The 24,090-nt window shown below is 35.9% G+C and carries 20 protein-coding genes and 2 pseudogenes; 7 read left to right on the forward strand and 15 right to left on the reverse strand.

The genetic code is table 11. The features are described 5' to 3' along the window. Positions 1–1,050: 1,050 nt before the first annotated feature. From ACESQI_RS01555 to ACESQI_RS01565, 3 genes and pseudogenes are all read right to left on the reverse strand, one after another. A complete protein-coding gene (locus ACESQI_RS01555) occupies positions 1,051–1,569 on the reverse strand; it encodes a phospholipase D family protein (RefSeq protein WP_055171781.1) in 519 nt (172 codons plus the stop codon). Beyond that, positions 1,566–2,978, reverse strand: coding sequence for a tetratricopeptide/SEL1-like repeat protein (locus tag ACESQI_RS01560; RefSeq protein WP_055171783.1), 1,413 nt, complete (start codon positions 2,976–2,978; stop codon positions 1,566–1,568). The genes ACESQI_RS01555 and ACESQI_RS01560 overlap by 4 nt, the downstream gene beginning before the upstream one ends. A 162-nt stretch (positions 2,979–3,140) precedes the next feature. Next, positions 3,141–3,479: pseudogene (locus ACESQI_RS01565) on the reverse strand (DUF3332 domain-containing protein); the annotation flags it as partial. A 307-nt stretch (positions 3,480–3,786) separates the two neighbouring features. Here ACESQI_RS01565 and ACESQI_RS01570 point away from each other — a divergent pair. The 7 genes and pseudogenes from ACESQI_RS01570 (at position 3,787) to ACESQI_RS01600 (ending at position 11,281) form a co-directional block, all read left to right on the forward strand. Then, on the forward strand, positions 3,787–4,944 hold the full coding sequence (locus ACESQI_RS01570; RefSeq protein WP_226812697.1) for a phage/plasmid primase, P4 family: 1,158 nt from the start codon (positions 3,787–3,789) through the stop codon (positions 4,942–4,944). Positions 4,945–5,337: 393 nt separating this feature from the next. Beyond that, positions 5,338–7,142: pseudogene (locus tag ACESQI_RS01575) on the forward strand (ATP-binding protein). A gap of 371 nt (positions 7,143–7,513) precedes the next feature. After that, entirely contained in the window at positions 7,514–7,870 is a 357-nt protein-coding gene (locus tag ACESQI_RS01580) for a hypothetical protein (protein ID WP_373125390.1), read from the forward strand. Positions 7,871–7,901: 31 nt separating this feature from the next. Beyond that, positions 7,902–8,093, forward strand: a complete 192-nt coding sequence (locus tag ACESQI_RS01585) for a type II toxin-antitoxin system HicA family toxin (RefSeq protein WP_082431394.1) — start codon at positions 7,902–7,904, stop codon at positions 8,091–8,093. A 12-nt stretch (positions 8,094–8,105) separates the two neighbouring features. Next, on the forward strand, positions 8,106–8,444 hold the full coding sequence (locus tag ACESQI_RS01590) for a type II toxin-antitoxin system HicB family antitoxin (protein WP_055172033.1): 339 nt from the start codon (positions 8,106–8,108) through the stop codon (positions 8,442–8,444). A gap of 255 nt (positions 8,445–8,699) precedes the next feature. Then, positions 8,700–9,014, forward strand: a complete 315-nt coding sequence (locus ACESQI_RS01595) for a hypothetical protein (RefSeq protein ID WP_055171792.1) — start codon at positions 8,700–8,702, stop codon at positions 9,012–9,014. 101 nt (positions 9,015–9,115) lie between these two features. Next, entirely contained in the window at positions 9,116–11,281 is a 2,166-nt protein-coding gene (locus tag ACESQI_RS01600; protein ID WP_147400327.1) for a hypothetical protein, read from the forward strand. 636 nt (positions 11,282–11,917) lie between these two features. Here the strand turns inward: ACESQI_RS01600 and ACESQI_RS01605 are convergent. The 12 genes from ACESQI_RS01605 to ACESQI_RS01660 all read right to left on the reverse strand — a co-directional run bounded on the left by ACESQI_RS01605 (position 11,918) and on the right by ACESQI_RS01660 (position 24,004). After that, positions 11,918–12,610 (reverse strand): hypothetical protein, encoded by a 693-nt coding sequence (locus ACESQI_RS01605; protein ID WP_055171797.1) that lies wholly within the window; start codon positions 12,608–12,610, stop codon positions 11,918–11,920. Positions 12,611–12,627: 17 nt separating this feature from the next. Then, entirely contained in the window at positions 12,628–13,617 is a 990-nt protein-coding gene (locus ACESQI_RS01610; protein WP_055172036.1) for an HNH endonuclease signature motif containing protein, read from the reverse strand. Between the two features lie 13 nt (positions 13,618–13,630). Next, entirely contained in the window at positions 13,631–14,257 is a 627-nt protein-coding gene (locus ACESQI_RS01615) for a hypothetical protein (protein WP_195350195.1), read from the reverse strand. A 410-nt stretch (positions 14,258–14,667) separates the two neighbouring features. Then, positions 14,668–15,108 carry a hypothetical protein gene (locus ACESQI_RS01620; RefSeq protein WP_055171801.1) on the reverse strand — a complete coding sequence of 147 codons (441 nt, stop codon included), beginning with the start codon at positions 15,106–15,108 and terminating at the stop codon, positions 14,668–14,670. A gap of 1 nt (position 15,109) precedes the next feature. Beyond that, complete coding sequence (locus ACESQI_RS01625; RefSeq protein ID WP_055171803.1) at positions 15,110–15,694, reverse strand: hypothetical protein; 585 nt, start codon at positions 15,692–15,694, stop codon at positions 15,110–15,112. After that, positions 15,675–16,025: a hypothetical protein gene (locus ACESQI_RS01630; protein ID WP_055171805.1), complete on the reverse strand. Its 351-nt coding sequence runs from the start codon at positions 16,023–16,025 to the stop codon at positions 15,675–15,677. Before ACESQI_RS01630 ends, ACESQI_RS01625 begins: the two co-directional genes overlap by 20 nt. A gap of 494 nt (positions 16,026–16,519) precedes the next feature. Further along, positions 16,520–16,759, reverse strand: a complete 240-nt coding sequence (locus tag ACESQI_RS01635; RefSeq protein ID WP_055171807.1) for a hypothetical protein — start codon at positions 16,757–16,759, stop codon at positions 16,520–16,522. Positions 16,760–16,782: 23 nt separating this feature from the next. Beyond that, on the reverse strand, positions 16,783–17,073 hold the full coding sequence (locus tag ACESQI_RS01640) for a hypothetical protein (protein ID WP_055171810.1): 291 nt from the start codon (positions 17,071–17,073) through the stop codon (positions 16,783–16,785). Further along, positions 17,070–17,879 carry a hypothetical protein gene (locus ACESQI_RS01645; RefSeq protein ID WP_055171812.1) on the reverse strand — a complete coding sequence of 270 codons (810 nt, stop codon included), beginning with the start codon at positions 17,877–17,879 and terminating at the stop codon, positions 17,070–17,072. Before ACESQI_RS01645 ends, ACESQI_RS01640 begins: the two co-directional genes overlap by 4 nt. Positions 17,880–17,883: 4 nt before the next feature. After that, positions 17,884–20,655 carry an ATP-binding protein gene (locus tag ACESQI_RS01650; RefSeq protein WP_226812690.1) on the reverse strand — a complete coding sequence of 924 codons (2,772 nt, stop codon included), beginning with the start codon at positions 20,653–20,655 and terminating at the stop codon, positions 17,884–17,886. A 16-nt stretch (positions 20,656–20,671) separates the two neighbouring features. Further along, entirely contained in the window at positions 20,672–22,585 is a 1,914-nt protein-coding gene (locus tag ACESQI_RS01655; protein WP_373125391.1) for an Hsp70 family protein, read from the reverse strand. A 489-nt stretch (positions 22,586–23,074) separates the two neighbouring features. Then, a complete protein-coding gene (locus tag ACESQI_RS01660; RefSeq protein WP_055171818.1) occupies positions 23,075–24,004 on the reverse strand; it encodes a hypothetical protein in 930 nt (309 codons plus the stop codon). Positions 24,005–24,090 lie beyond the last annotated feature (86 nt).

Below are 24,090 nucleotides of genomic sequence, written 5' to 3' on the forward strand. Positions count from 1 at the left end.
TGATATTATTTCATGTGTCCTGTTGTCAGTGAAGGTGGGGACAAATTCAAAGGGGACAAATATTACGGATTGCGTAAGTTGCATATAATCAGAAAGATATAAAAAATAAAGAGGTGTGTATAATTTGTCCCCCCCTTTCGTGTGACGCTCTCCGAATATATGTCAATTTTTCACTGATATGTTTATAGTACATGATCACTAACACTACTTCGAATGTACAGGTCTCTGCTTTCATTTGCCCGGCATCGTCTGCTTGAAAACACCTAAGATAACTATCGAAACTAATTTCTCTCGATACTCACTGAGGTTCCATTTTCATCTACTCCCTTTTGTTTTATGAGCAACCGGACTCTGCAATATTTCTCTGCATTCAAACTACCCTTTAACCAGTCAACAGGATGTAATATTTTTTTACTCTAAAACATATCCTATTTAAGTAATATTGCTGATTTTATGAAAAAAAAATGCATTAAAATATTGTATTCGTTAGTTGTAGGCAAACGCCGTGTGAGTGATTATTATAATAATAGTTGTAGTATATTTATTATATATCCTGCCTTCGGTTAACCTGTAAGTTATCATTCCTAAGGGTTGAATCATTGTAATTCATGGGCAATATTCTCCTAAATACCTTCCTGATGCGGGATATACTTGCAATCGGGAAGCGTCTATGGTAGATAAGTCTGTCCATTACTTCCCTTTAGCAAAACTGAATCCTTTATCATTATATACGAAATTATCTGTGTAATATATGATATTAGATGTTAGCGCATGGAAATAATTATTCCCATTTTTATGATAGCAGGCTATTATATACCTGTGAGAGTCATTTCTTTCTTCGGAATAATTACTTTCCGATGAATAACTGTTGATACGCGATTACTATCCCTGCTGACTGTCTCACCTTAAGCTTTGATAATTTTATACCTGTCAAGAAGAAAAAAAGAGGGCAGTATCGCCCTGTTATGAACTGAACGTACTGCTTCTATCCTTAGATTTCCCGGATTTCTATAAAATTCTGTATTCATTTTTATAATACTTTTTTGAGAGTTAATATAGTCGTATCCTATCTTTACAGACATTCTTTCTACCACAGTCTTTGCAGTACTTGCCAATCCAGACTTTATCAAATTGTGCTATAGCATTTTCTACCAATTCCGGTTCATCCGTAAATATGCCAGCTTCAAAATTTCGATTCTTTTTACTTTTCATACCTAATGCTGCTCCTGTAAGATTGGCAGAACCGATGTAAACGGTATGTAAATCAAATATCAGTATTTTGAAATGGATACGAGGACATAAGGAACGCTCCAACCCTTCCCATAGCAAAGGATACTTGTCAAAATCGTTCTTGAAGTTTTCTCCTGGTTCTTTAGCATGTAAAAGTCTTATTGAAACTCCTTGCTTGATTTCCTGTTCTAACAATGAGAGAAAAGGCATAGAGGATTTTCCTTGCTTGATATATAAATCTTTCAAATCGGCAGTTCCCATCCATAAGGTGTGCTTTACCTTGGAAATTTCATTCATTAGCAGCGTATTATGCTGTTCGTCCCTGATATAACGTATCATTTTAAAACAAAATTTTTCAAATTCGGTCTCCACGTAGCTTCATGAGCAGACTTCCAATACCATTTTTGGGCTTCCTCTTTATTGATTTCCGTTCCATATCCATGCTCATACATAAAGCCCAAATTACACTGGGAGATAGCATCCTTTTGTAATGCTGCCAAGTAGAACCATTCACGGGCTATACGATAATTCTGAGTAACCGCAGTACCTGTAAAATAACAATGTCCTACTATTAATTGGGCTTCCACATCACCGCTTTCAGCTATTTCGTACCAGTCATCAAAGGCGTATTCTCGCTCATCCTGTTCTTCATCATAATTTTCTTCTTCATCCTCATTATAAATTTTCGGTGGAGTAAAAAAAACATCTATTGCTTTCTTTACAAAAGGAGAAAAAGCTATATTTCCTTGACAAGTTTCAGTGAAAACACTAACGTATGCATTATCTAATTCAGTAAAATCCTCATCTTCCATTGAGGTGCCATAATACGTAAGGATAAGAGGCTTTAATATATCTGCATCCGAACCATCAATATCCAAAGCCTTTTTAAAACAGGAATCCGCCTTTTCCATATCATTCATGCCGATATATGTCCGTCCTAATAGCGTATAAATCATCAATGGATTAATAAAAAACTCCTCATAAGGCAAAGCTGAACAAAGTCCAATAGCTTCCATGAAATATTTTTCTGCTAAAACGAAACGTTGTGTCCGTTTGTAATAGATACCTTTCAGACATGATATGATTAAAGCGTAAATCGGTTGTTCCTCTTCTTCCTCGACATATTGCAACACGTCGTGTTTCAATATATTTTCTACCAACTCGTAATGTTCTCTTTGCCAAAAACCATAATATTCACGTTCTATCCAAACACCATCAGTCGTTATAAATCCCAAGATGTACATACATATATCAAGCTGTGCCTGGGGACTATCTTGAAATTTATCCAAGAGGTTCATTATATTTTCCGAATCAAAAGAAAATTCGGGGTCGGTAAAATACATTAATGCCTGTTCATAATGCAATCGGGCTTTATGTTCATTGCCCATTCTTTCATACAAGTCTGACACGGCACGATGATAAGCTTCCAAATTCTTTCTTTGTATCTCTACAGGCAGCATACGCAAGTATTTGACAGTTTTAATAGCATATGGCTTCCAACTATCGTCACTCCAGTCTTCCTGTAAATCACCTAAGAGAAGGTAGAACATATTCAGTTCTCTAAAGAAACTCATAGGAGTGTCTTCCCGATATGAATATACAATACTCGAATGATCTTTTACTGTAACCTGAATCCCACATTTTTCTCTCCGGTCCGGATGCCAAATGAGTTCAAGCTGTTTTTCTTCGACCAACTTTAGATAATAGGTCTCGGTTCTTTCTGCTTTTATAATACATTTCTTTTTCATCTTATTGTGTAAATTATATATTTAACGTGAAGTGTTTGTTACTGGCAAGATAAACAGGTGAATAAGAATATAGACAGTATCTATATGGGCAATTTACTCATCGCATTAAATTTATACAGCTAGAAATGGATATCATAGTTGGCAATGATGGTGACAAAAGGAGATAAGACAAAGTCGGGTCTCATTTCCTTTATGTATATTTTTTGGGGGGTGCTCCAATGTTTTTACCATATAGTTACCGTTTTCTCCTTTTACTTTCTTTATATCTCCTACATTAGCCATGGGATTGGAACCACTCCAGAATTCAATAGAGTTGATTACTAAAACGTCGGCAAAGTAAGCTACCCCATAAACTGGAACAATGTTAAAAGCTAAAAGCACAAGTTCATTTACGAATTTGTTTCCAATAGACTGGTTCCATGTGTTTAAACGATTAAATAAGCCGAATGAACCTATACAGGAGTTAAATAATAGGCTGCAGCCAAGTATTGTTGCAACCAAAAAAGTTTTGCTTTTTTCATGTCGGAAAAATTTATACTACTTATTTTGTGTATCTGCAAATATAGAAGATTTTTATTTAAATTATGATCCTTGTTTTATCGTTTTATTTTCGATGTGCCATATTTAATTAAAAGGGTCAGAGAATTGGCTGAATAGGGAGTTCCTGAAACAGTAGCTTATGTGAACCTCTCAAAATATATAGCTCCAGATTTCCCTGAACCTGAACTTAGGCGTGAGATAAGGAAAGCCTATAAGTGGGCTGATGACAGAGGTAAAATCGGTAGTAAATATAGAAAACTTTAAGATTATGGACTACAGAAAACTATTGGGGGATATACTCAATGCCATTCCCCAATCAATTACTCCAACCAATAAGAAGGGGGCGAATGCTGAAATCTGTTACAAGATACAGCAGACAGCAATCAGTATTGGTCATCCTTTCCAAACTTTCAGGGACCAGTGTGTTTATTGTTACACCGGAAACCATTGGGTTAGTATTGATGACTTTGATTTGAAAATATTTCTCAGGGAAGCTTTGGGAATGATGACAAATAATATGGTAGAGGCATCGCAAAGGGAAGTGGTGGAAGGGTTGTTCAAGCAGTTTCCATACACGGTTATGGGATTGACGGTAGAACAGAACAAGGAGAAAATTAACTTTCTGAACGGTACGCTTGATCTTAAAAACGGAAGTCTGGGGCAACATTCTTCTCTGGATTATTTCAGGTATGTTCTTCCTTATCCCTACGACCCAAATGCGACGTGCCCGATGTTCATGAAGTATCTGGACAGAGTATTACCGGACAAGGACGCTCAAAAGGTGTTGGCTGAATATATCGGTTGGATCTTTACTCCATTGAAACTGGAGAAGTGCCTGTTCCTCTATGGCTCCGGGAAAAATGGGAAATCGGTGTTTGTGGATATTGTCGAGGCTCTTTTAGGCAAGGAGAATATCTCCCATGAATCTTTGTCGGACATGTGTGGTGAGAATGGGGACAGAAGCAGGGCTAACTTATCAGGAAAATTGCTGAATACCTGTTCTGATGTTGCTCCGAATGCTTTCTCTGGAGATATATTCAAACGTATCTCCAGTGGAGAACCTATCAGCACAAGACAGTTGTACAAGGATGTGGCGACACTGACTGATTATGCCAAGATGCTTTTCTGCCTGAACGAGCTTCCAAGGACCAACGACAAATCTAACGGATATTTCAGGAGGTTTCAGATTATACCTTTCAAAGTCCAGATACCCAAGTCGGAAGTGGATCCGAAACTGGCCGAGAAGATTGTTTCTACAGAGTTACCCGGAATTATGAACTGGGTGCTTGAAGGAAGGAAACGGTTAATCACTCAATCGGGCTTTACTGAGTCTTCCCTATGCCAGAAACAATTGGAGGAATATCGGTATGGCAGTGGAATACGGAAGAAAATAGAACTCATTCTGCCTGAAGGATTCAAATTATAGAAGAAAAAAAGGAGACTGAACTTAATTGCTTAGTTTCCTTATTTCTTTTTATATACCTATATCCGATAGGTGGGCGTGGCTATTGTTTTGTTTTCATTGACAAATCAGAAAAGATATTTTTGTATTCCTCCCTTTAATTTGTTCTCTAAATTCTGACATTTTTTCTGTTTCTGAACCACTCTATACTTTTTACAACATTTTTCCTCCCAGAACGAATAGTTTATCGTGTTGAAGACAAAAGCCCTGCTAATTGAAGACAAATGATAAAATTTAGCATCTAAACAGGTCTTTCAAATTAAGAAAGTCTATAAAATTGTTTGAAACTTCCAGAAATAGAGTTACTTTCGCTATGTCATTTTCTAATACAGAAACACTAATCAACAGAATAATATCATGATTCTAAAAAAACTATACCTTGAGAACTTTCGTGGATACGAAAAAATAACGATTCCATTTAACAATAATCTAAATGTTATTATTGGGAAAAATGATGTTGGTAAATCAACGATATTAGAAGCACTTGAAATTTTTTTCAATAATGAAACAGTGAAAATCGAAATGGAAGATTTAAGGGTTGGGGCAGCTCCGCAAATTGTTATTGGTGTAGCATTTCAAATTGATAAGAGTAAAGAATATCTTATAGATCCAGAAAGAAAAACATCATTGGAAGCAGAATATTTATTGAATGAAGATGGTTTACTCGAAATAAGAAAAATATGGGATTGCTCGAAATCATTAACTGCAAAAAGTTTAACGAGTTATATTGTTGCCAATTATTTAAAAGAATTTTCAGAAGAACCTCTTGTTGCATTGAAAATAACAGATTTAAAGAAAATATGTACAGCAAAGGGGCTTGATGCAAATGTTCCAGATAAAAGAGTTCTATCAGATTTCAGAAAAGCGATATATAACTCTATTCAGAATAAAGAAAAACAATTAACCCTTATTCCAATAGATAAAGAAGATATAAAAAGAATATATGATAGCATAAGCTCTGAATTTCCTTATTTTGCCATATTTCAATCAGATAGGCAAAATAAAGATTCAGATAAAGAAGTTCAAGATCCCTTAAAAGTTATAACCAAACAAGCTATTGCAGAGGTTGAAGTTCAATTAAAATCCGTAGTTGAAGAAATAGAACGGAGAGCCATTGAAAAAGGAAAGCGAACAATAGAAAAACTGTCTGAAATGGATCCCGAAATAGCCAAACGCTCTATCCTAACGTTAAAAACAAAAATTGGGATACTCTTTTTAGCTTTTCATTTACTGGTGATGAAGGGATTCCAATGAACAAAAGAGGAAGTGGCGTTAGGAGATTAATACTACTCAATTATTTTAGAGCAGAGGCAGAAGAAAGAGCTGGAAGTTCAAAAGGGGTCATATATGCTCTTGAAGAGCCTGAAACCTCTCAGCATCCAGAATATCAGAAAATATTAATAGATTCGCTAATTAAACTTGCTAATGATGAAAACCGACAAGTGATTATTACTACTCACAGCCCAGAGATTGCAAAAATAGCAAAAAATGAGAGTCTTATTCTCATCAAAAAAGATTCATTTGGGAAACCTAATATTGTTTCTGAAGAAAATAATAAATTGTCAGATATACGTGAAACGTTAGGAATAATGCCATACTTAACAAAACTTGTTATATGCGTAGAGGGAGAGTATGATATCAGATTCTTGAAGAATATTAATCAAAATATTCCTGAATTAAAGTCTATTATTGATTTAGAAGAAAAACAGATAAGTATTATTCCCATGATAGGAGGCAATCTGAAAAATTGGGTAGAAAGATATTATCTAAAAGATTCAAATGTCATAGAGTTTCATATCTATGATAGAGATTCAAGCTCAGGGAGGAACACTGAACAATATAAAGAACAAGCTGAGAAGATTAATAGCCGTCCAGATAAATCTTTTGCCGTATTAACAAAAAAAAGAGAACTTGAGAACTACATTCCAAAAGAAATCTACAATGAATATTTCAAAACAGTAGATTGTAATTCCATTTCAGATTGGGATAACGAAGACCTGCCTACATTCTTTGCTTCCAAAACAGGATTAAAACAAGGAGAAGTTAAGTCTATTGTAAATGGATGTTTAGCAAAACAATTAACAAAAGAAATGCTGGTGCAACTAAATGCTTTTGAAGAAATAAAAGGCTGGTTTGAAAAAATAAGTGAGCTATATGAATAAGGGTGATTACGACGCATGATGAAAAATTGGATAAAATCTTATATGGTTTATTATCTCGTATCTTTACCAAGATCAGAAATAATGGAGAAGATGACAAAAGACTAACAATGGACTTAATTTGCAAAGCTTTGTTTAAAGGAGGAGGACATGAAAATTGGGAAACCGAATTTCTACAAAGAAGGTTATAATCAGATGAACTAATCAAATTTAAAAGGAAGATTTAGATTTGCCAGAAATAACAGATTTGGAAATAAAGTATATCCAAAATGGAGGTTACACAAAAGAACATTCAAACAAGAAAATAGAAGAGGACTTGAAAATACATACTCTCAAGAACGTGTTGGATTGCCATTGTAACTTCAGTAATATCATTGATACTTACAGCAATAAATATTGGGATTGCGTATATCAAGAATAAATGGTATCTGAGCCCCTATTCTTTGAATTTAGAGAGTTTAGGTGAAGGCAACTTTATCTTTGTAGGCAGCAGTACGGATGAATGGGCAGCTAATGTCCCGGCAGAGTGGATTGAGCAGGTACTGGACTATTGTGACGGTTTTGATAACTGGTATCTCTTCCAATCCAAGAATCCCGCCCGTTTTCTGGAATATCTGGATCATCCAGTCATGAGGAAGTCCGTCCTTTGCACCACCATTGAGACGAACCGTTTTTATCCGGATATAATGAGGAACGCTCCGGTACCTCAGGAACTAATAGAGCGTTTTTAGCTCATTGCCTACGGATTTTACCTTTGATGAAATGGAGAAGCTGCTTGGTTGTTTCGGCTATGAAAGATCCAATAAGGGTAAAACTTCCGGATCAAGGGTAATATTCAAAAATCAATTGGGGCGTCCCATTATGATACATAAACCACATCCGGGAAATATCATCAAAGGTTACGCAATGAAACAAGTGTATAATGATCTGAAAGAAGCTGGATTTATTAAATAAAGGAGGATGATTATGAATACATTAACTTACAAAGGCTATATGGGGTCAGTCAATTTTAGCGAAAAGGATAGTGTTTTCTTTGGAAAGATAGAGGGAATTGACGGACTAGTTAATTTTGAAGGAGAAAGTGTTAAGGAATTAACTTCGGCTTTCCATGAAGCGGTAGATGATTATTTGGAATATTGCAAGGCAGAGGGTATTGAACCACATAAAAGCTATTCCGGATCGCTTAATATCCGTATTACACCGGAGATTCATAGTCGTATTGCTACATTAGCTAAACAGACGGGTGTTTCCATTAATGCTTTTATTAAGAAGGCTTTGGAAAATCAGATTGCTACAATGTTATAATAGCTAATAAAAGGGAATTGTGTCCCTGCAATATATAATTCAATATAAATTATTCGCGTTATAAATGAATACAAAAAGGAGGCTTAAAGATGTTTACTCGTGAAGATTATACATCGATTGTAAAAAAAATATAACAGGGACGGAATGAGATGATGAAAGTTTAGTTGAAAAAAAAGTTTTCGTATATCTCAATTTCAAGGAACGATTTTTGCAAACGATTATCAGTGCTTTAAAGTAGAGCGAGATAAAGATATTATGGTTGCAAAGATTATTAATAGAACAGAATACTTAATTTTAGAACTATTAAAAAAGGACGGTTTTCCTGTTCCCAATCCTATTTTATACCTTATTAATAATGCTGAACCTCGCAAAATTTTCTTATTTGAACAATATTTGTGTGGAAATGAATTAAGGTCAGATAGTTTTAAGGAAGCATGGCAAGAAACCGCTAATCAATTAGCAAAGTTGCATTTGAAGTATTGGGGAGCTGACAGAAATATAAAATTTTTTAATGCAATAACAAGCAATGAACAAGATTTCTTAAATGAAGCCGTGGAATATCTTAAATAATTTCTTGCAAAATAAAAATTATTTTGATAACTTGGCACGGTTTTCAATTTTGTCATGTTGATTATTCAGATGTAGTTTATTTGATTTTAATCGATATTTATATGAAAAAAGTATACTATACATTATTAATTATATTGTTTATAGCGTGTAGTGAAGAGGATAATTTGCCTGATAATATGTCACTACCTTCAGAAGAAGAGTATGAAACAGAATTGGTAAATCCTGATTATGTTAATATTGATCAGGAAACAACCCGACTTGTAGAGTGTGATCCCGATAAGGGAAGGTATACATTCACCTCAAATATGTCTACAGAAAAAATACGCCCGGGAAGTATTCTGACTGTTGATGCGGATACTATCGGATACATAGTTATAGTTCAAAGTGTAGAAAAAAAGGGAGAAAACATTTCTATAACAGCTACTCCTGGAAGCATGTGTGATATATTTGCTAATACAGATTTTGTATTGACCACATCTGACCATGGAAAGAGCAGGGCATACCCCTCAAACAATGTATATACTCCGGTTAAAATAGTATATCGTGACGAAAATGGAAAGGCACAAACACGCACAGTCTCACGTGAGGGAAGTCATATAACTGGCGATTTATGGGATTGGGAAAAAGATTTTGACGGAATGACATTTTATAAAGACGAAAATTCAAAAGTATATATGCAGAAAGCAAATTATGGTATTAATATAGATTTGACAATGTATTTGAGTTTTGGTGGACGGACTGTCAATGAAGTAATAAATAATGCTTATAAACAATATAAAAGTAAAGCTCTTGAAGTCAGTGCAATGGTAGAAGGAAATGTTTATTCTAATTTTATACTTCGCGCAGATATTGCTGGTAAGATCCAATATCAAGAAAATGAAGATGAATTATGTAAGCATAATGTGTTTCGCCCGATTCTTGTATGGTTCAATGTCAATGGTGTACCGATTTGTGTAACTCTTAGTGCGGATTTATACAGAGGGGCTTCTATTGAAGCCAATGGGGAAATATCAGCTTATATGGGAGTACAAAATACAGGCACTGCAAATGTAGGCATTAAATGGTCACAGAACGATGGGATTTCACCTGTTAAAGAGATAACATCCGATGAAAAAGCCATTTATCCAACTATTGAAGGAAAAGGAAGTATTACGGCAAAGGCATGGCTTTATCCGAGAATTCACGTTACCTTATATGATTTGCTTGGTCCTTCATTCGACATAAAACCTTACATTGGAAGTCAATTGAAAGGAGGTTTCAGAAAGACACTGCTTGATCCTTCAAACGATTATTGTGCATGGGCATTGAGAAATTTTACGGGAATGGATATTGAATCCGGGCTTAGTTTAATGTTTATGAATTATGAAGTGGAACATTTAACGACCGGTTCTCTTAATGTTTTTGAGAAAGACCTGTTTTGTTCTCCTACTGATATTCATATATATAAAGCCAGTTCTAATGAAATTGTGAAAGACTGTCCCATTACTGTTTCGTTTGAAGTATATGATACTGATTATTTGTTAGGTAAGTCTTCTCCAACGATATTGCCGCAGTTTGTGACTTTTGAGTCAGAAGGTAGGTTATCATCAAAATACGGGATAGCAGAGAACGGAATAGTAACAGTAACATGGACACCGTCGATGGATAATGATATGTTGAAAGCTGTTTTATATAATGAGGCAGGTAAAGTTATCAAAGAGGCTGTTTGGGGCGGTAATGATGCTGTGGATTTAGGATTAAGTGTGAAGTGGGCACCACAGAATTTAGGAGCATCAGTTCCGGAAGAAATAGGTGACTTTTTTGCATGGGCAGAAACAGCTCCACGTAATCCCGAACATTATGATATATTTGATTATATATATGACAATAATCTTCCACTTCAACATATAAGTGGAACGTCTTATGATGCTGCTACTGTGAGAAAAGGAGGGCATTGGCGCATGCCAACAGATGCTGAAGTAAGTGAATTGGAGCATAAATGTACCCGAAAGGAAATTATAAAAAATGGTGTTTATGGTATGCTGTTTACCGGGGCTAATGGTAACAGTATCTTTTTGCCTTATACAGAATCCAGTCATTATTGTGCGCTAAATAATAAGGTAATATATATTGAAGAACCGATAGGATTTTATTGGACTGGAGATATTTCTGACAAAGGTAGCAACATGGCTATATGGTTTAGTTTTGCTAATGATTATTGTTCATTTGCCCATTGTCATGGAGGTGCTTATTCATTAAACCCTATTCGTCCTGTGTGGAGTGACTAATTATTCGTGTAAACCATTAAATATGTGATTTTTTCTTTATGCAACTTTTTATTCGATAATAGTTTTTCTACAATAAATATGAGGATTTCTACCTGAAAATATAATTCTTTTGTTATTGGATAATTTTAGATACTGATTAAACTGCAACTCAATATAATCCATCGGTATCAATCTATCGGTATTCATATTGTTATATTGTATTGTCTGTTGAATAGTACTGTTATTATTCTCATTATTGAAAACTACATATAGTACTGCCTACAAAGATAAAAAAAGAAAGATCGCTTTTAAACTATCCTCCTTTCTTCATTCACTTAAAATACCAACCCCAATATGATTTTATCTGGCATTATTCCAACTTCTGCAAATTTCAACCTGCTTCCTCCAAGTTTAATCGCTGACTTCTTGTAGCAATTAATAAATTCCTCCTTTGGCATAAAGAATGGATAGCCATTACGGAACTCCTCCCTAATAGACGGGAACTTTAAAACCATCGAATCCATGCCCAGTTATGATGTTAGTATCAATAAATAATCCTCTATCACTAAGCAGAGGAATTTTATGCACGTATTCTATTAAAGTCCAGTTACTTATAGAATTACCTACTGCAACTATCTCCTTCCAACCATAGTGATTTCATTTATCAATTGGAGATATTGTATACTTTATTCCTTTGCTACTGTAATCTATCTGAATATTATCACATAGTTTTTTTAAGTCATAGAAAAATGTCTTTTGTTTTTCAGATAGCATCTCTTCCGAAATAATAGTCTTTATAATAGAGACATTTCCATGCTTCTCTCCAAAACAGTAACCTCCTGCCGTTACTGATACAAAATCAATCACTTCATCATTGTAATGTCCTTCAAAACATTGGTAGGTTGTTTCCAAATTCTCATCAATCTCAACACTGGTTAATCCCCAACAGTTTCTGAAGTATTCTTTGATAATTTCAAGCATTGGTAAATTATAATCTTTAAGGATACGCTCTTGGTATCTTCTGAAGAAATGGGGGGCATATATTGTTATTTTATGTGTTATAGGTTGATAAACAGCTGCGTATTTCCCTTCCTTACGTTCATATATACAGTACATACTTATGTTGGGATTATCATGCTGTCCTCTTTTATCAGCGGTAAAAGTTACGACAAAAAGATTTTTTCTTTTGACACTCTTACAGTCATACGAAGTTTTTATTGGAAACTTATAAGACTTCAAAACTTTAGATCTGAAATTCTTACGAAATCGTTCCATTGGTTTATCTAAGTCTGCTAAATCTTTCAATAGTTCTTCACGGATTTCTTGCTCCGTCATTGATGGTACAATCATAATGTATACAATAAATATTAATAATAATCGTCAATTCCGTCCGGTCCATCCCACTCCAAGCCTTTGGCTATTGTGAGAGCCTTTTGTGCTCCACGTTCTTCAAAATATGTACGCCCTTCATGGATATATTTACCATCCTCAAAAGTTATAGAAACAGAGGTGTATTTCTTTATATCCTCTGACAGGCTATGACATATTACCATTATTAGATTTTCATTACATAGAGCAAAATCATCTATAATTTGAGTAGTATATTGATTTCTCGTTATAACTTTCCCAACACAAAGGTTATCAATATATGAAGTAAGTGGAGTCTCACTGATTTGGATAGGGCAAAGTGGGAATTCAGTGGGTATTTCCCATTTACGTTGCAAGGCTGTATCAGGTGAAAGAGCGGGGAACAGAACTTGCCTATATGTATCTTGAATTATCGGAGAATCAGGTTGGGCAAATATCCATTCTCCCATATTACCTGCACTGGAATACGGCTTGCTCGGTTTTTCAGCCCATTTCATAACCCGTTCATAAGCTGCTTTGGCCTCTTCCTGTGTAACCGTTCTCATCCACATTACATCTTGATTTGTACCTGTAAGATCTCTCAAGCAACTTGGATTATCGATGAATTTTTGAATATCACCGTCACATAGGTATTCTATTTTTTTTCGTGTAGCGGGGTTGTTCAATGCATTCTCTAACCTTGTGAGCCATCTCAAATTTTCTGGTCGGTTGTTACATCTGTTAGTATCAATATGGTCTACTATGTCTCTTTTTGAATCATGACTACCATGGAACGCTGTTGCAACAATTATGTGGACTCGATGCCCTCCTATAGTCATATATCCTGTTTTTTCATTCTTAGTACCAAAGAGCCATTGTTCATCCAGTTTTCTTGGCTTGTGTCCATCTTTGGCGTGACGAAAGACTGCTCCATTATCACGAACAGAATAGTGTTCATCTTTATAGGTACAATCTTTGACCTCTGTGTATATATCAATATCTACTTTCATAACGGTTCTAACTTTATTTTCTAAATGAATTATAGACTTCAAGAGCGAATTTTAAAGTATCATACCATTCATCTTCTGATTTATAGTCTAACTTTATATTTATGATACGGGAGTCATGCAGATGATTTGTCGAGATCTCAATTGCAATGCCTTCTTTGTTTTGGAAACTTTCAATAGAGATAAGTCTTGGATGATAGAAATCTTTTGCACGTTCTTGAAAGGTCTCTCCAATTGTAAAAGAGATAGCATAATCGGGAAGCATAAAGTCTGGGACGGGACATCCTTCGTATTTTCCATTCTCACTGACACTAAATACAATGATGGGGGAGGCATTCAATTTTCGTAATGCTCTTGGGGCTACTTCCATAAACTGAGAGACGGCTTTTCTGTTTTGAATATCTTCTTCTGACTCATCCGTCTCATTGGCAAGCTCTAAGTCTTCAGCTAATTCTTTGAAAAAATTACGTCCTAATACTTTGGATATTAATGCAAGTTGTTGAATATCCATATTATTACGAGTGAACAAATTATACACGTTATTCCTTTTACAGCAAATTCTATCTGCAAATTCAACAATTGAAAGTTGTTGCTTGCGAACCTCTTTTTCGATAAGTTTTCCAATAGTTCTTTTTTCTGTCATATTTACGTTCCTTATTATGTTGCAAAGTTATACCTACATGGATAAAGTTCATAAAAACGATGTATCCTGTTATTGTGCATTTTTCCATAACACTATATACTAGTATACATAATATTTACAGTCTATACAAAATTAATAAATATATTGAAGTTAAGAAAGAGTTGTAATACTCATTTCTGCTAGTTTATTGTTTAAGTTTCTATTTTGAAATATTTCATTTGCAATAAAGAGAATTTAAGGTTGATTTAATTTATTTCTAGTCATAAACTGTTATGAAAGCTGCCGCTATGACTTTTAAGGGTTTGCTATTTGCCACGGTATATTTGTTGATAATTTTGCATTTCTTAGTACCTTTATAAAAACAAAAAATAAAGAGAGAAGACAGCTTCTAACTATCTTCTCTCTTTCTCTTAAAACATCAACTTTATAATCACCTTCTCCGGTTGTGCTGTGATCTTAACTTTCTTTACCTGATCCGCCCCAAGTAGTATAGCCGAATTTCTATAGCACTTTATAAATTCTCTCTTCGGCATGGAAAACGTATATCCGAAAGGAACGCCTCCCCAGTAATCCGGTATCCTGAAACCATTAAAACTATGCCCTGTGATTATGTTAGCATCAATATTATAGATCAGCTTTGGATCATAATTCAGCCAGTCTATTTCCCTCTCCCTGTATTTACGGAGAAATGTCAGTTCCAATGTTTTCCCAGATACTTCTCTCATTTGGAATCTGACTCCACCAGCATTAAAGACCTTATCCAGATCCGCCTGAACTTCATTTTCAACCTCATTGACTCCCAGTGTACCCAAATCATACACCTTGCCCGTTATAAATACTTTCTTCTTCATATTACTCCAGGTCTCTTTCAATTAATATTTTAACTTTCCCCGTTTCCCCAGTTTGTATATAGATGACACTCGATACCCCCAAAGTAGCCAGAGCATCATTATACCAGTCCCCAATCCATCGGACCGGTACAAACAGGTTCTTGTCTTCGTCCGAATACAACTTATTATCCCTTCTTGCCTCTTCTATGATATCCTCCTCCTCTACATTCAATATGTCGGCTGCAATAAGAATGGACAGATATTTGGGATCGTCTGCTTGTGGTATCTCCTCTGAATAGGTATAAAGCAGATACAATGCATCCTCAAAACTGCTGACTTTGTGTCTGCTCAAGTTTCTGGCCTGTATCCTTGTATCAAGCATCAGTTCTACAACGGAATATGAAAAGTACTCCTCATTGCCCGTATAGTATTTCTTCAGTTCGTTCTCACTGGTGAAATTTAGGATAGCGAGATCCCGTAACGGCATCTGTGTTAATTTCGGCAGGACCGTTTTTCCGTTCGGGGTTATATAGTTCTCACTGTCTATGTCTTTCACACGGTTATAGTCATTCTCTTCTATCGTACCTTTATAAATTATCTTTTTCATGGTCGTTTGGTTTAGTTTTTTGTGAATAAATGGTTAGTGTAATTCCGAACTCTTCTTGCAGATACCTGGTCAGCCCATAATATGCGTCAACCCTTTTTCGGTTACGTGGCATCATCCCCAGTGCTTCCTTTAGTGTAATCTTGATACAGAGTCCGGTTATAAAAGAGTTTCCGAACCTCTCCTTGAGTGCTGTAATATCCTGTTCGTACTTCTCATTGTGCCTGCTTCCTGTTTTTTCGCTAACATCAGGACCAGAAGCCTTTTCTCCAACCTGACGCTTCAGTGATTCCTCAGGAGGACCACCAAAGAATAAATTCATAATACTCCACATAGCAGATATGCTGTTTTTTCATCATTAGTTAGAAATTGGCGGGATCCTAAGAGAGTTTTGTCATTTTTTAAGGTGAGAAGAAAAAATAAAAAGTACCTTCCGCCATTGTATTCCCTTTACTTCTTGATATATGGTAATTCAAGTAGCAGGATACTTTTGGTTTCAGGTACTCTTTTTGTGTGAGTATTATTGCTTTTTTTGTTTATGGCTTATGAATATCTTAAGAATGTGTATCTAATTCTTTTTTTTCATGTCTTCCCAGAGCTTTTCATAAACAGAAATGAATATGGTATGCAAAACCGGCAAAGTTCTTATTCCACCACAACGTTTACAAGGCTGAGGACAAGAATAGATGGTTGCATGATACTCAATATCTGTTGCTACGAAAATTTTACCACATTGAGTACACCTAAAAATTGTTTTTCCTCTGAACATGATATTCGCAGAAACTGGAGTGATTACTTTGGTAGTTTATTCTCAATGGACAGGGGGTGTCATAGCATTTTGATATTCCAAGTTCCTTTGCTATATATTCCGGTGTCACTACTTGGTACGTCTATCCCATTCATACGGAATTGTTGTATGAGGGCGTCCCTACATCTGCTATTGTTGAATAAATTATATGGAGTTATTCCCATCATATTAATGTTGATCGTGTATTGTTGTCCCCTGTCAATATGTAACCCTCCCAATCTGTCAATATCATGTCGGGCTGTTAAAACAAAAGTCGCCATAGTTACTTCAATTTTATTGTTAATTATCTGATTTTACGTTTTAGACTTTTGAGAGCTATTTCCGGTTCATTCATCAGCCATTCCATTGTCAATAAGGCCGCCGGATAAGTCATTTGACGTTCCATTTGTAGTTGCAAAATAGAATAGCCATTGGTCGCAAAATCTTTTCTACACGATTCATTACCAAGCCAGTATGCCAGATAATCACTAAGTGGCTTGTGCAATTTTAACAATTCTTCGGCAACCAAACGGGCTGTATAAGTATTATACCCTCTTTCCAACAATACATTATATATATAATCCTTTTCCATCATTCTATTTGTTTTTGTTCAAACTTGTCCAATACGTCCATAGCGAAGTTACGTGCATCTATTTCAATAGATTGCTGTTCATACAAACGTTGTCCGAGTACAGTACTTGTATCACCATGATACCCCCATTTACCACCTTCCATTGTCTCTGTCCAACTTGCAACTTCGCTATGGCGAGGATGTATTTCGCAAACATTTACATTATAATCTTGATAAGCGTGCCGTCCTTCATGGACTAATGTGTCCAATACTTCCCTGAACATATTATGGTCATAACCAGATTGTTCGATGTAAGATTTATTTATATCAATAGTTTTGGATTCTGGATTAAATCCTCCAAACAAATGTGAAGGCATTTCTTGTACTCTAATTGGGCATGGTTGCCTATGTTCTATTTCTGCAATCTTTGCTTCCAACTGATTAAGCACATCTGCTTTTTCTGATAATTCCAGATTTTGCCAATTCCCGTATTTAAGTTCTTCACATTCGGAAAACATATCGGAGATTTGTTCAATCTGTATATAATCTTGCGGTGCTTCCAACTGTTTATAGGTTTCCATTATTCCCGAAGAATATATTTCAGAGAAAATCGCTTCTCTGTTAACGTTTTTAGAAGTGTCAATCTCATTAAAACGCTCCAAGATAAAACCTAATTGTTGGGATTGTGCTTCTTTTGACATGTCATTCCAAACATCTGAAGGAATATTCAACTCCTTCAGATATTCAGTTTGCAACTTATTCAGCCCTTCAGAAATTTCCATTCTTTCCGAGCTGGATATTTCTCTTATTTCACTAAATTCTTCTATCATGTTCTTACTTGACTTTTTTGACTTTAATCCAATGTTCATCTGGGGATAAAGATGTAGAAACAATACATTGTCCTACCATTAGCTTGGGAATAATCATACGTTGTTCTTTATTAATACCCATGGATTCCCCAATAGCCTTACAGTCATCCTCAGCAACCAAGCGATGTGTTATTTTTATATTGGTATTCTTAATTGCATCAGGAATCAGACGTGTAGGAACTTGATCTACCAATAACAGTCCTTCTCCATAAGCCCTAATTTCGGATAACATATTGCTGAACATCATGGCTGACTTATATTGCGGCAATTCCGGGTTTTCCCATTTCATCATAACCCGATGGGCTTCTTCCACTACCGTCAGATGTTTACAACCATTATCATTAAAATCAACCAGTCCTATCTCTGCTTTCGCCGTACAATATTCATAAAGGAATTGCAGTATCAACGCCATAAAGAAAGACTTGTCCACATCATCCCCTACATAAGAAAGGTTAATGATACAAGGTTTTTCAAACAACTCATGCCAAGACGTGGAATGGACAGTATTCAACATTTCACCTTTCCAACCACGTTTCAAGCTGTCTATACGAGTATTCAGACAGGCTTTCATATTCCGTTCCACTCGCTCCTCGTATTGGCGGTTTCCTATTACTGAATCTACAGCCAAACTCATACTATTCAATGTAGGAGAAAGTGTCTGGTTATAAACCGGAGTTTCATTAAGCCAATCCGTAGTCTTGTTCTGATACACAGTGTATATCAAATCTTCCATTAATACAGGTAGTATATCATACATAGGGAATGCCGCAGCAAATGTTGATTTTAACCTGTCTATATGCGTCAGGACATTAGGCTCTTGCTCCTTATTCAGCCAAACTATTTCAAAAGGATTAATTTTTAATTGTTTTAGTAGTATTTCTTCTCGGCTTCTCTTATCTTTATAAGACTTACATCCGGGGATAAAAATAGAAATAGGATTATCAGGATGTTGTTTATTATATTCAACAGCCCAATCCACATACTCGGTTTTTGCAGGTTCTATAACTAAAAAAGGAACATTGTCAGACAGGTTGTTCAATATGGCTTGCACTGTGTTTGTTTTTCCAGTCCCATTAATGCCTGATAGCAAGATGTGTTTGGAGAGAAGATTTATTGGCAATTTATAAGAAATTTCAGTTTCAGAACCACCATACAACAGTTTCCCAAAATCAATTGTTCTTTCATCAGGATTGATTTCAGGCTGATTCAAACTAAACTCCGGTGAACTGTCTATCACGCTAATCCCTGGAACAGAGCGAAGTGGAAAATTTATTAAATAAGAAAGTTCTTTTGTTGTAAGCACAGTCTTTAATTCCTTATAGTGCTCACCTAAAGGATGGTCGAAACGTTTCCCTTTTCGGGTATTAATCATCAAAGTAGGTGCATTCAGATGGGCTAAACTCATTTCACGTAAAGTCTTTCCATTATTTCTGTCCTCTTCATCCAAAATACCGGAAATGTCATGTACACGAATTGGTTCAAAAATAGATTCCTGTCCGCTTAATATTGAACGTAATTGTAAAGCAGCTCCTTGAATATCCGATCTCTTTTCTGCCATAAGATACGTTCCGACTTTCCACAAACCGATAGCTTTTCCTGTTTCCAATCGTTTTGAATGATAGAACAAATGTTCTGATACAGCCTCAATGTGCTTGTTTACAATATTTCTACTTAAACTTTGAGATTGACTTTCATTCGTTCCGTAAGTATCTGTAGTTCCTTTTGTAGTTGATTCGGATGTGCTTGTTGACCTTGTTGGTGCTGTACCTGTTAATATATTGCCTATTCCTGCTAAACCTACAGTTGCTCCCAGCATATTTGCAGCTGTAGGTAACAATGCTCCGGTTGCATCGGACAATCCGTCGAGTAAAGATCCTGCTGCCGGAAACACGGATGCGGCCAGGCCTAATCCTGTAGCTTTCAATGCCAGTTTGCCAAGTTTTGAGAAATCCCGCTTCTGAACACTTTCGCTTGTTCCATGTGTATAACTGTTGGAAGTCGAATGGGAATCGGATGTCCCTCTGGATAAACTTTCTGTCACATTCATGGATTTTAATGATTCCGCTTGACCATTCATCTCTCTGCATTGATAAAGCATGAAATCGGCATCGTTTGACTCAATAGGGTCTGCAACAACCAGATACGCATAATGTTTACTTTTACTCATTCCAGCCATGAGTTTGTCTATCGTAGCCGGGTACAGGTTTTTATATTGACCTTCCATAGATGGAATTCCGGTCAAGGCATAAATATTTTCGAAAATATCATTTGATACATCTTTCTTAAACCTTGCCAGGTTTGCATCTGCTTCTGATATAATTAAAGTCTGCAATCCCGGCCATGTACCTTTTATAAACTCATTCAAGTATTTGACTATGCTTTTGGAATGTATATTCTCTCCTGTGGCACGTAGTCCCAGATATAATTTAGTTTCGACTCCATTACCCACAATCAAAAATAATAATTGTGTCTCTTTGGGTAAAAAGCATGAGTACAGAATCTTTTGTATGGCAGTAAAACAACTTTCAGCCGACTCTTCCAGTGGTTTGCCTATTTGTCTGATTTCAATCCAAGCTGCTTCTTCCCTCAATGTACTAGGAATCGCTTCCAATGAAAAGATGTCATTCAAACTTTTGTCTCCAATCTTCTCCAAATATTTACGCTCTGTACAAAAAGATAGTGATTGGGACAATGCTGTGGCAGCTAATACTTTAGCAGCCGGTTCTAATGTTTGCATTTGATTTTCCATATTCCTAATCAATTAAGATTCGTGCCTTTTTTAAACTTTCTTTATAGCCTTGTAATAGTTGAAAAGTAGTCTGACTGACAGATTGCTTTATTGCTTTGTTTCGTGAAATGGATTTATAAATTGACTGGCGGATATTTTCTTGAATATTCTCCCATTCTTCACTAATTGAATTGTAAACATTAAGCCTGTCCTTCTGTCCCAGCTTCTTTTGCATGGCTGCCTGTTTCTTCTCTTCGTCGGATTTGCCAAAAAATATCTCTCCGAGGAATGTCGCTCCGCCCACAAGCCATGCCAGAGGTCCGCCCAACAAGATGGCAATGGCTCCACCAATAGCTGCTCCGGTAATAGCACCCGCCCAATTGGTACTTTCAGAAGCTATTTTTTCTGAAATAGAATTTAAAATATCATTTAAGTTAATATTACCGGCATCAAATGTTCTGATATTCAGATTTGGTCTGGGAATATTTATTCCCTGATTCGAGTAATGAGCAATGATATTTTCCACTTTTCGTTGTATCTCGCCTGTATTTTCCAATATTGTTTCTTGCATAAACGAAATGATATTAGGAGTTACTTCCTTTATTCCCTGTTGAACGTTGTCAGTTATAGAAGTTTGTAAATCATAAAGTGAATAGTCTTCTTCCGAGTCTTTAAATGCGGTAGCTGTAGCACCTATTTCATCTGTTATACGGTTCCAAAGGGCATAAGCAAATTTTTCCATGAAAGAATCATAAATAATATCACTGTTTTGAAGCCTGTCTATCGTTTCTTCCAACCCATCGTCTATTCCTTCTGTCCGTAAATCCATACGGGCAACTTCGGCTACCCCCTGGGAAATTGTCAAAGAAGGATCCTGGTCTTTATATATTTGCGATTCCGGTATGTTCCAACACCTGCTCACAAGCGGTTTGATAAAGTCCATTCGTGATGCTCCTCCGGTTAAAAAAACGCCATGAATGGGAGCGTTATTGATATGGTTAGTAACAAAATCATAAGCTGCGTTCTCTATATCTTTTATATAGCCTGTTTGTTCCAGGAGGGAATTGAGTTCTCCCGGTTGAAACATGATCTTGAAACGGTCGTCTTCAAAGGCTTCGTCATCAATGAAATCCTCAAAATTTATCGTCTTTTTAACTCTCAAAGACGAGTCAAAATAGACCTGCTCCTTAACCTTTCGCGCCTCGAAGAGAAGAAATGGTACTAAACGGGGGTAACTGTCTTCGAAGCGGTGGATAACAGGATATTTATCTTCGCATTCCTTAAAAATCGTTTTTTCGATGAATGATGCTCCGCAATCATAGCCGTGGTCTATTATGTTCCCGTCCGCCCCCATATAGGTGAAATCTAAGGTACTTGATCCCATATCAAATACAACCACTCCTTTTTCTACACTTTTTCCTATTCCGGATGTTACATCATGATGGGCCCGGACAAATGCGGCCCTGGATTCTTTAGTCAGTCCGTCAATAGGTAACCCTGCCCGTTTGGCCATTTGCAGGTATAAATCCTGTGTGGTTTTATCCCAGCCGGAAGGAGTTGCAATATAGATCAGATGATTATTGTCAGTCAACATGGCGGAATTGTTTTCACGAATACGGCGATATACTTCTTGCATATAGCGTATCATCAACTTTTCTGCTTTTCCATTTATATCCTTGGGAGCTTTTTTAAAACAAACATTGACATTTGCCTGTTTTAGAATTTCGGGATTAAAAGCCGAGTCTCCGATATAGGCTGCTCCGCTATCCAAAACCGTAATGGCAGAAGGGATTACTTTTTTATTTCCACCCATCTCAAGGTCTTTGGCTGGATCTAATTGTTCAACAGGTGTATCCCATTGTAGTGGGCAAATAGCTGCAGAAGTTTCACCATGTCCCAAGTCAATACCGACTATATATTCAATTTGTCTTTTATCCATATTTATGTTGTTGTCCGTAGTGGAAGTGGAAAAAGAACTGGCTGGTTCAGAAAAATCACATGATTGTGAATAAGAACAACTGGTTTCATCAGAAATTTGATATGTTCTACCATTAATTATGCCAACAGGCATTTTCCTAATTATTATATTTATTACTTGGCTAATAGGGGTTGAAGATAAAAATTCCACTTTATCCAATCCGCAGTGGGAATGAAAAGTCTCGTATAATAATTCTTTGAGTTCATCCTGATTCAATCCAGCATATCCCACACTATTACTTTCTTCTAAATTTGAAAAAGAAGAACATTGTTTTATCATTTGCAGGATGTGCGTTCTTATATTTTGATTTGAAGTATTCATTATTATATCTCCTGATCTTTTTTATTTGATTTTATTAATAAATCTCCGATACAGATATCGTTCTGATTAACATCAAGTAGTAGTCCACAATTGTCATTAAATAAGGGCATTGTACATAAGTTTCCATATTTATTTTAAAATTTCCGGTATAAAAATTCTTCCTTTCAATACAACATTATTCTCTTTTACAATAGCAGGCAATACTTGGGTAAGTTTTGTTGTATTAGGATTTTCTATTAGATCAAACCAGTTTTTATGTTCTTCTGTATACTCCTCAACAGTCAAATTATAATTATCCAGTACCTCTGCTATATCTTCAATGCGTTCTTGAATTTTTCGCAAGAATTTTTCATCTTCGTTATGGGCACGTTTATACCCGATCAAGGATTGCACGCTTTCCAGTAAAAAACGGTATTCTTTTTCCAATGTCGGTTTCTCCTGGTTTTCATATTTATATACCACTTTATTAATTTGTGCTCTGAATGTATCAATCAAAGAGTCAACGCTCTCACAAATGCTTTTTATAATGGAGAGAAACAAGTCAACATTCAGTTGAGACTGTACTACTTTAGTTTTTTCAAGGGTCTCAGGAAGCATCTTAGAAATAGATTGCGATCCAGAAGAGGCATAATATAATACAATCGCCGTACCTGCTATTGCTCCGAATACTGCTCCCCATGTACCCAGTAATATACCGCCAATTCCGCCACCTATGGCAGTACCAGTCAAGGTCACGGGATATTGTTCTTTCTTCAAGCCTGTTTGAATTATTGGTGATTGTGTTTTAGGCTTAGGTTCTTGAAGAATAATATCCGGAGTTATTTCTTTTGTAATAGACTGCTGAGCATTTAACAAAGAAAGGGCAGCTTGTAGTATATAATCTTCTGACTGTGTAAGCCCCTGTCTAAAATCTCCCTCATTGTTAAACATTTCATTCAGATAATCATTGATAATACCCTGAATGCGTGAAGAATCAGAAGGTAATTTTAATCCTTGTAACTTTGTTCCTAACACCGACTGATTGCTTTTAAAGATAGAGGTAAGTGATTGTAAAGCCATAATATATCAACTATTATACGCTTATAAGTCCCCGGAATTCAGCATTAGATTCGTATAAAAGCAAAGGCGTGAGGACTTGTCTGCTA

Origin of the sequence: Bacteroides sp. HPS0048, from assembly GCF_964240755.1 — a bacterium.
Classification (GTDB): Bacteria; Bacteroidota; Bacteroidia; order Bacteroidales; family Bacteroidaceae; genus Bacteroides; species Bacteroides nordii.

Coding starts and splice junctions, on each gene's coding strand:
- ACESQI_RS01590 (WP_055172033.1), top strand. CDS start 8,106: ATGAATACATTAACTTACAAAGGCTATATGGGGTCAGTCAATTTTAGC.
- ACESQI_RS01555 (WP_055171781.1), bottom strand. CDS start 1,569: ATGATACGTTATATCAGGGACGAACAGCATAATACGCTGCTAATGAAT.
- ACESQI_RS01605 (WP_055171797.1), bottom strand. CDS start 12,610: ATGATTGTACCATCAATGACGGAGCAAGAAATCCGTGAAGAACTATTG.
- ACESQI_RS01620 (WP_055171801.1), bottom strand. CDS start 15,108: ATGAAGAAGAAAGTATTTATAACGGGCAAGGTGTATGATTTGGGTACA.
- ACESQI_RS01610 (WP_055172036.1), bottom strand. CDS start 13,617: ATGAAAGTAGATATTGATATATACACAGAGGTCAAAGATTGTACCTAT.
- ACESQI_RS01645 (WP_055171812.1), bottom strand. CDS start 17,879: ATGATAGAAGAATTTAGTGAAATAAGAGAAATATCCAGCTCGGAAAGA.
- ACESQI_RS01570 (WP_226812697.1), top strand. CDS start 3,787: ATGGACTACAGAAAACTATTGGGGGATATACTCAATGCCATTCCCCAA.
- ACESQI_RS01595 (WP_055171792.1), top strand. CDS start 8,700: ATGGTTGCAAAGATTATTAATAGAACAGAATACTTAATTTTAGAACTA.
- ACESQI_RS01585 (WP_082431394.1), top strand. CDS start 7,902: ATGGAGAAGCTGCTTGGTTGTTTCGGCTATGAAAGATCCAATAAGGGT.
- ACESQI_RS01560 (WP_055171783.1), bottom strand. CDS start 2,978: ATGAAAAAGAAATGTATTATAAAAGCAGAAAGAACCGAGACCTATTAT.
- ACESQI_RS01635 (WP_055171807.1), bottom strand. CDS start 16,759: ATGGCGACTTTTGTTTTAACAGCCCGACATGATATTGACAGATTGGGA.
- ACESQI_RS01655 (WP_373125391.1), bottom strand. CDS start 22,585: ATGGATAAAAGACAAATTGAATATATAGTCGGTATTGACTTGGGACAT.
- ACESQI_RS01660 (WP_055171818.1), bottom strand. CDS start 24,004: ATGGCTTTACAATCACTTACCTCTATCTTTAAAAGCAATCAGTCGGTG.
- ACESQI_RS01600 (WP_147400327.1), top strand. CDS start 9,116: ATGAAAAAAGTATACTATACATTATTAATTATATTGTTTATAGCGTGT.
- ACESQI_RS01640 (WP_055171810.1), bottom strand. CDS start 17,073: ATGATGGAAAAGGATTATATATATAATGTATTGTTGGAAAGAGGGTAT.
- ACESQI_RS01630 (WP_055171805.1), bottom strand. CDS start 16,025: ATGTGGAGTATTATGAATTTATTCTTTGGTGGTCCTCCTGAGGAATCA.
- ACESQI_RS01625 (WP_055171803.1), bottom strand. CDS start 15,694: ATGAAAAAGATAATTTATAAAGGTACGATAGAAGAGAATGACTATAAC.
- ACESQI_RS01615 (WP_195350195.1), bottom strand. CDS start 14,257: ATGACAGAAAAAAGAACTATTGGAAAACTTATCGAAAAAGAGGTTCGC.
- ACESQI_RS01650 (WP_226812690.1), bottom strand. CDS start 20,655: ATGCAAACATTAGAACCGGCTGCTAAAGTATTAGCTGCCACAGCATTG.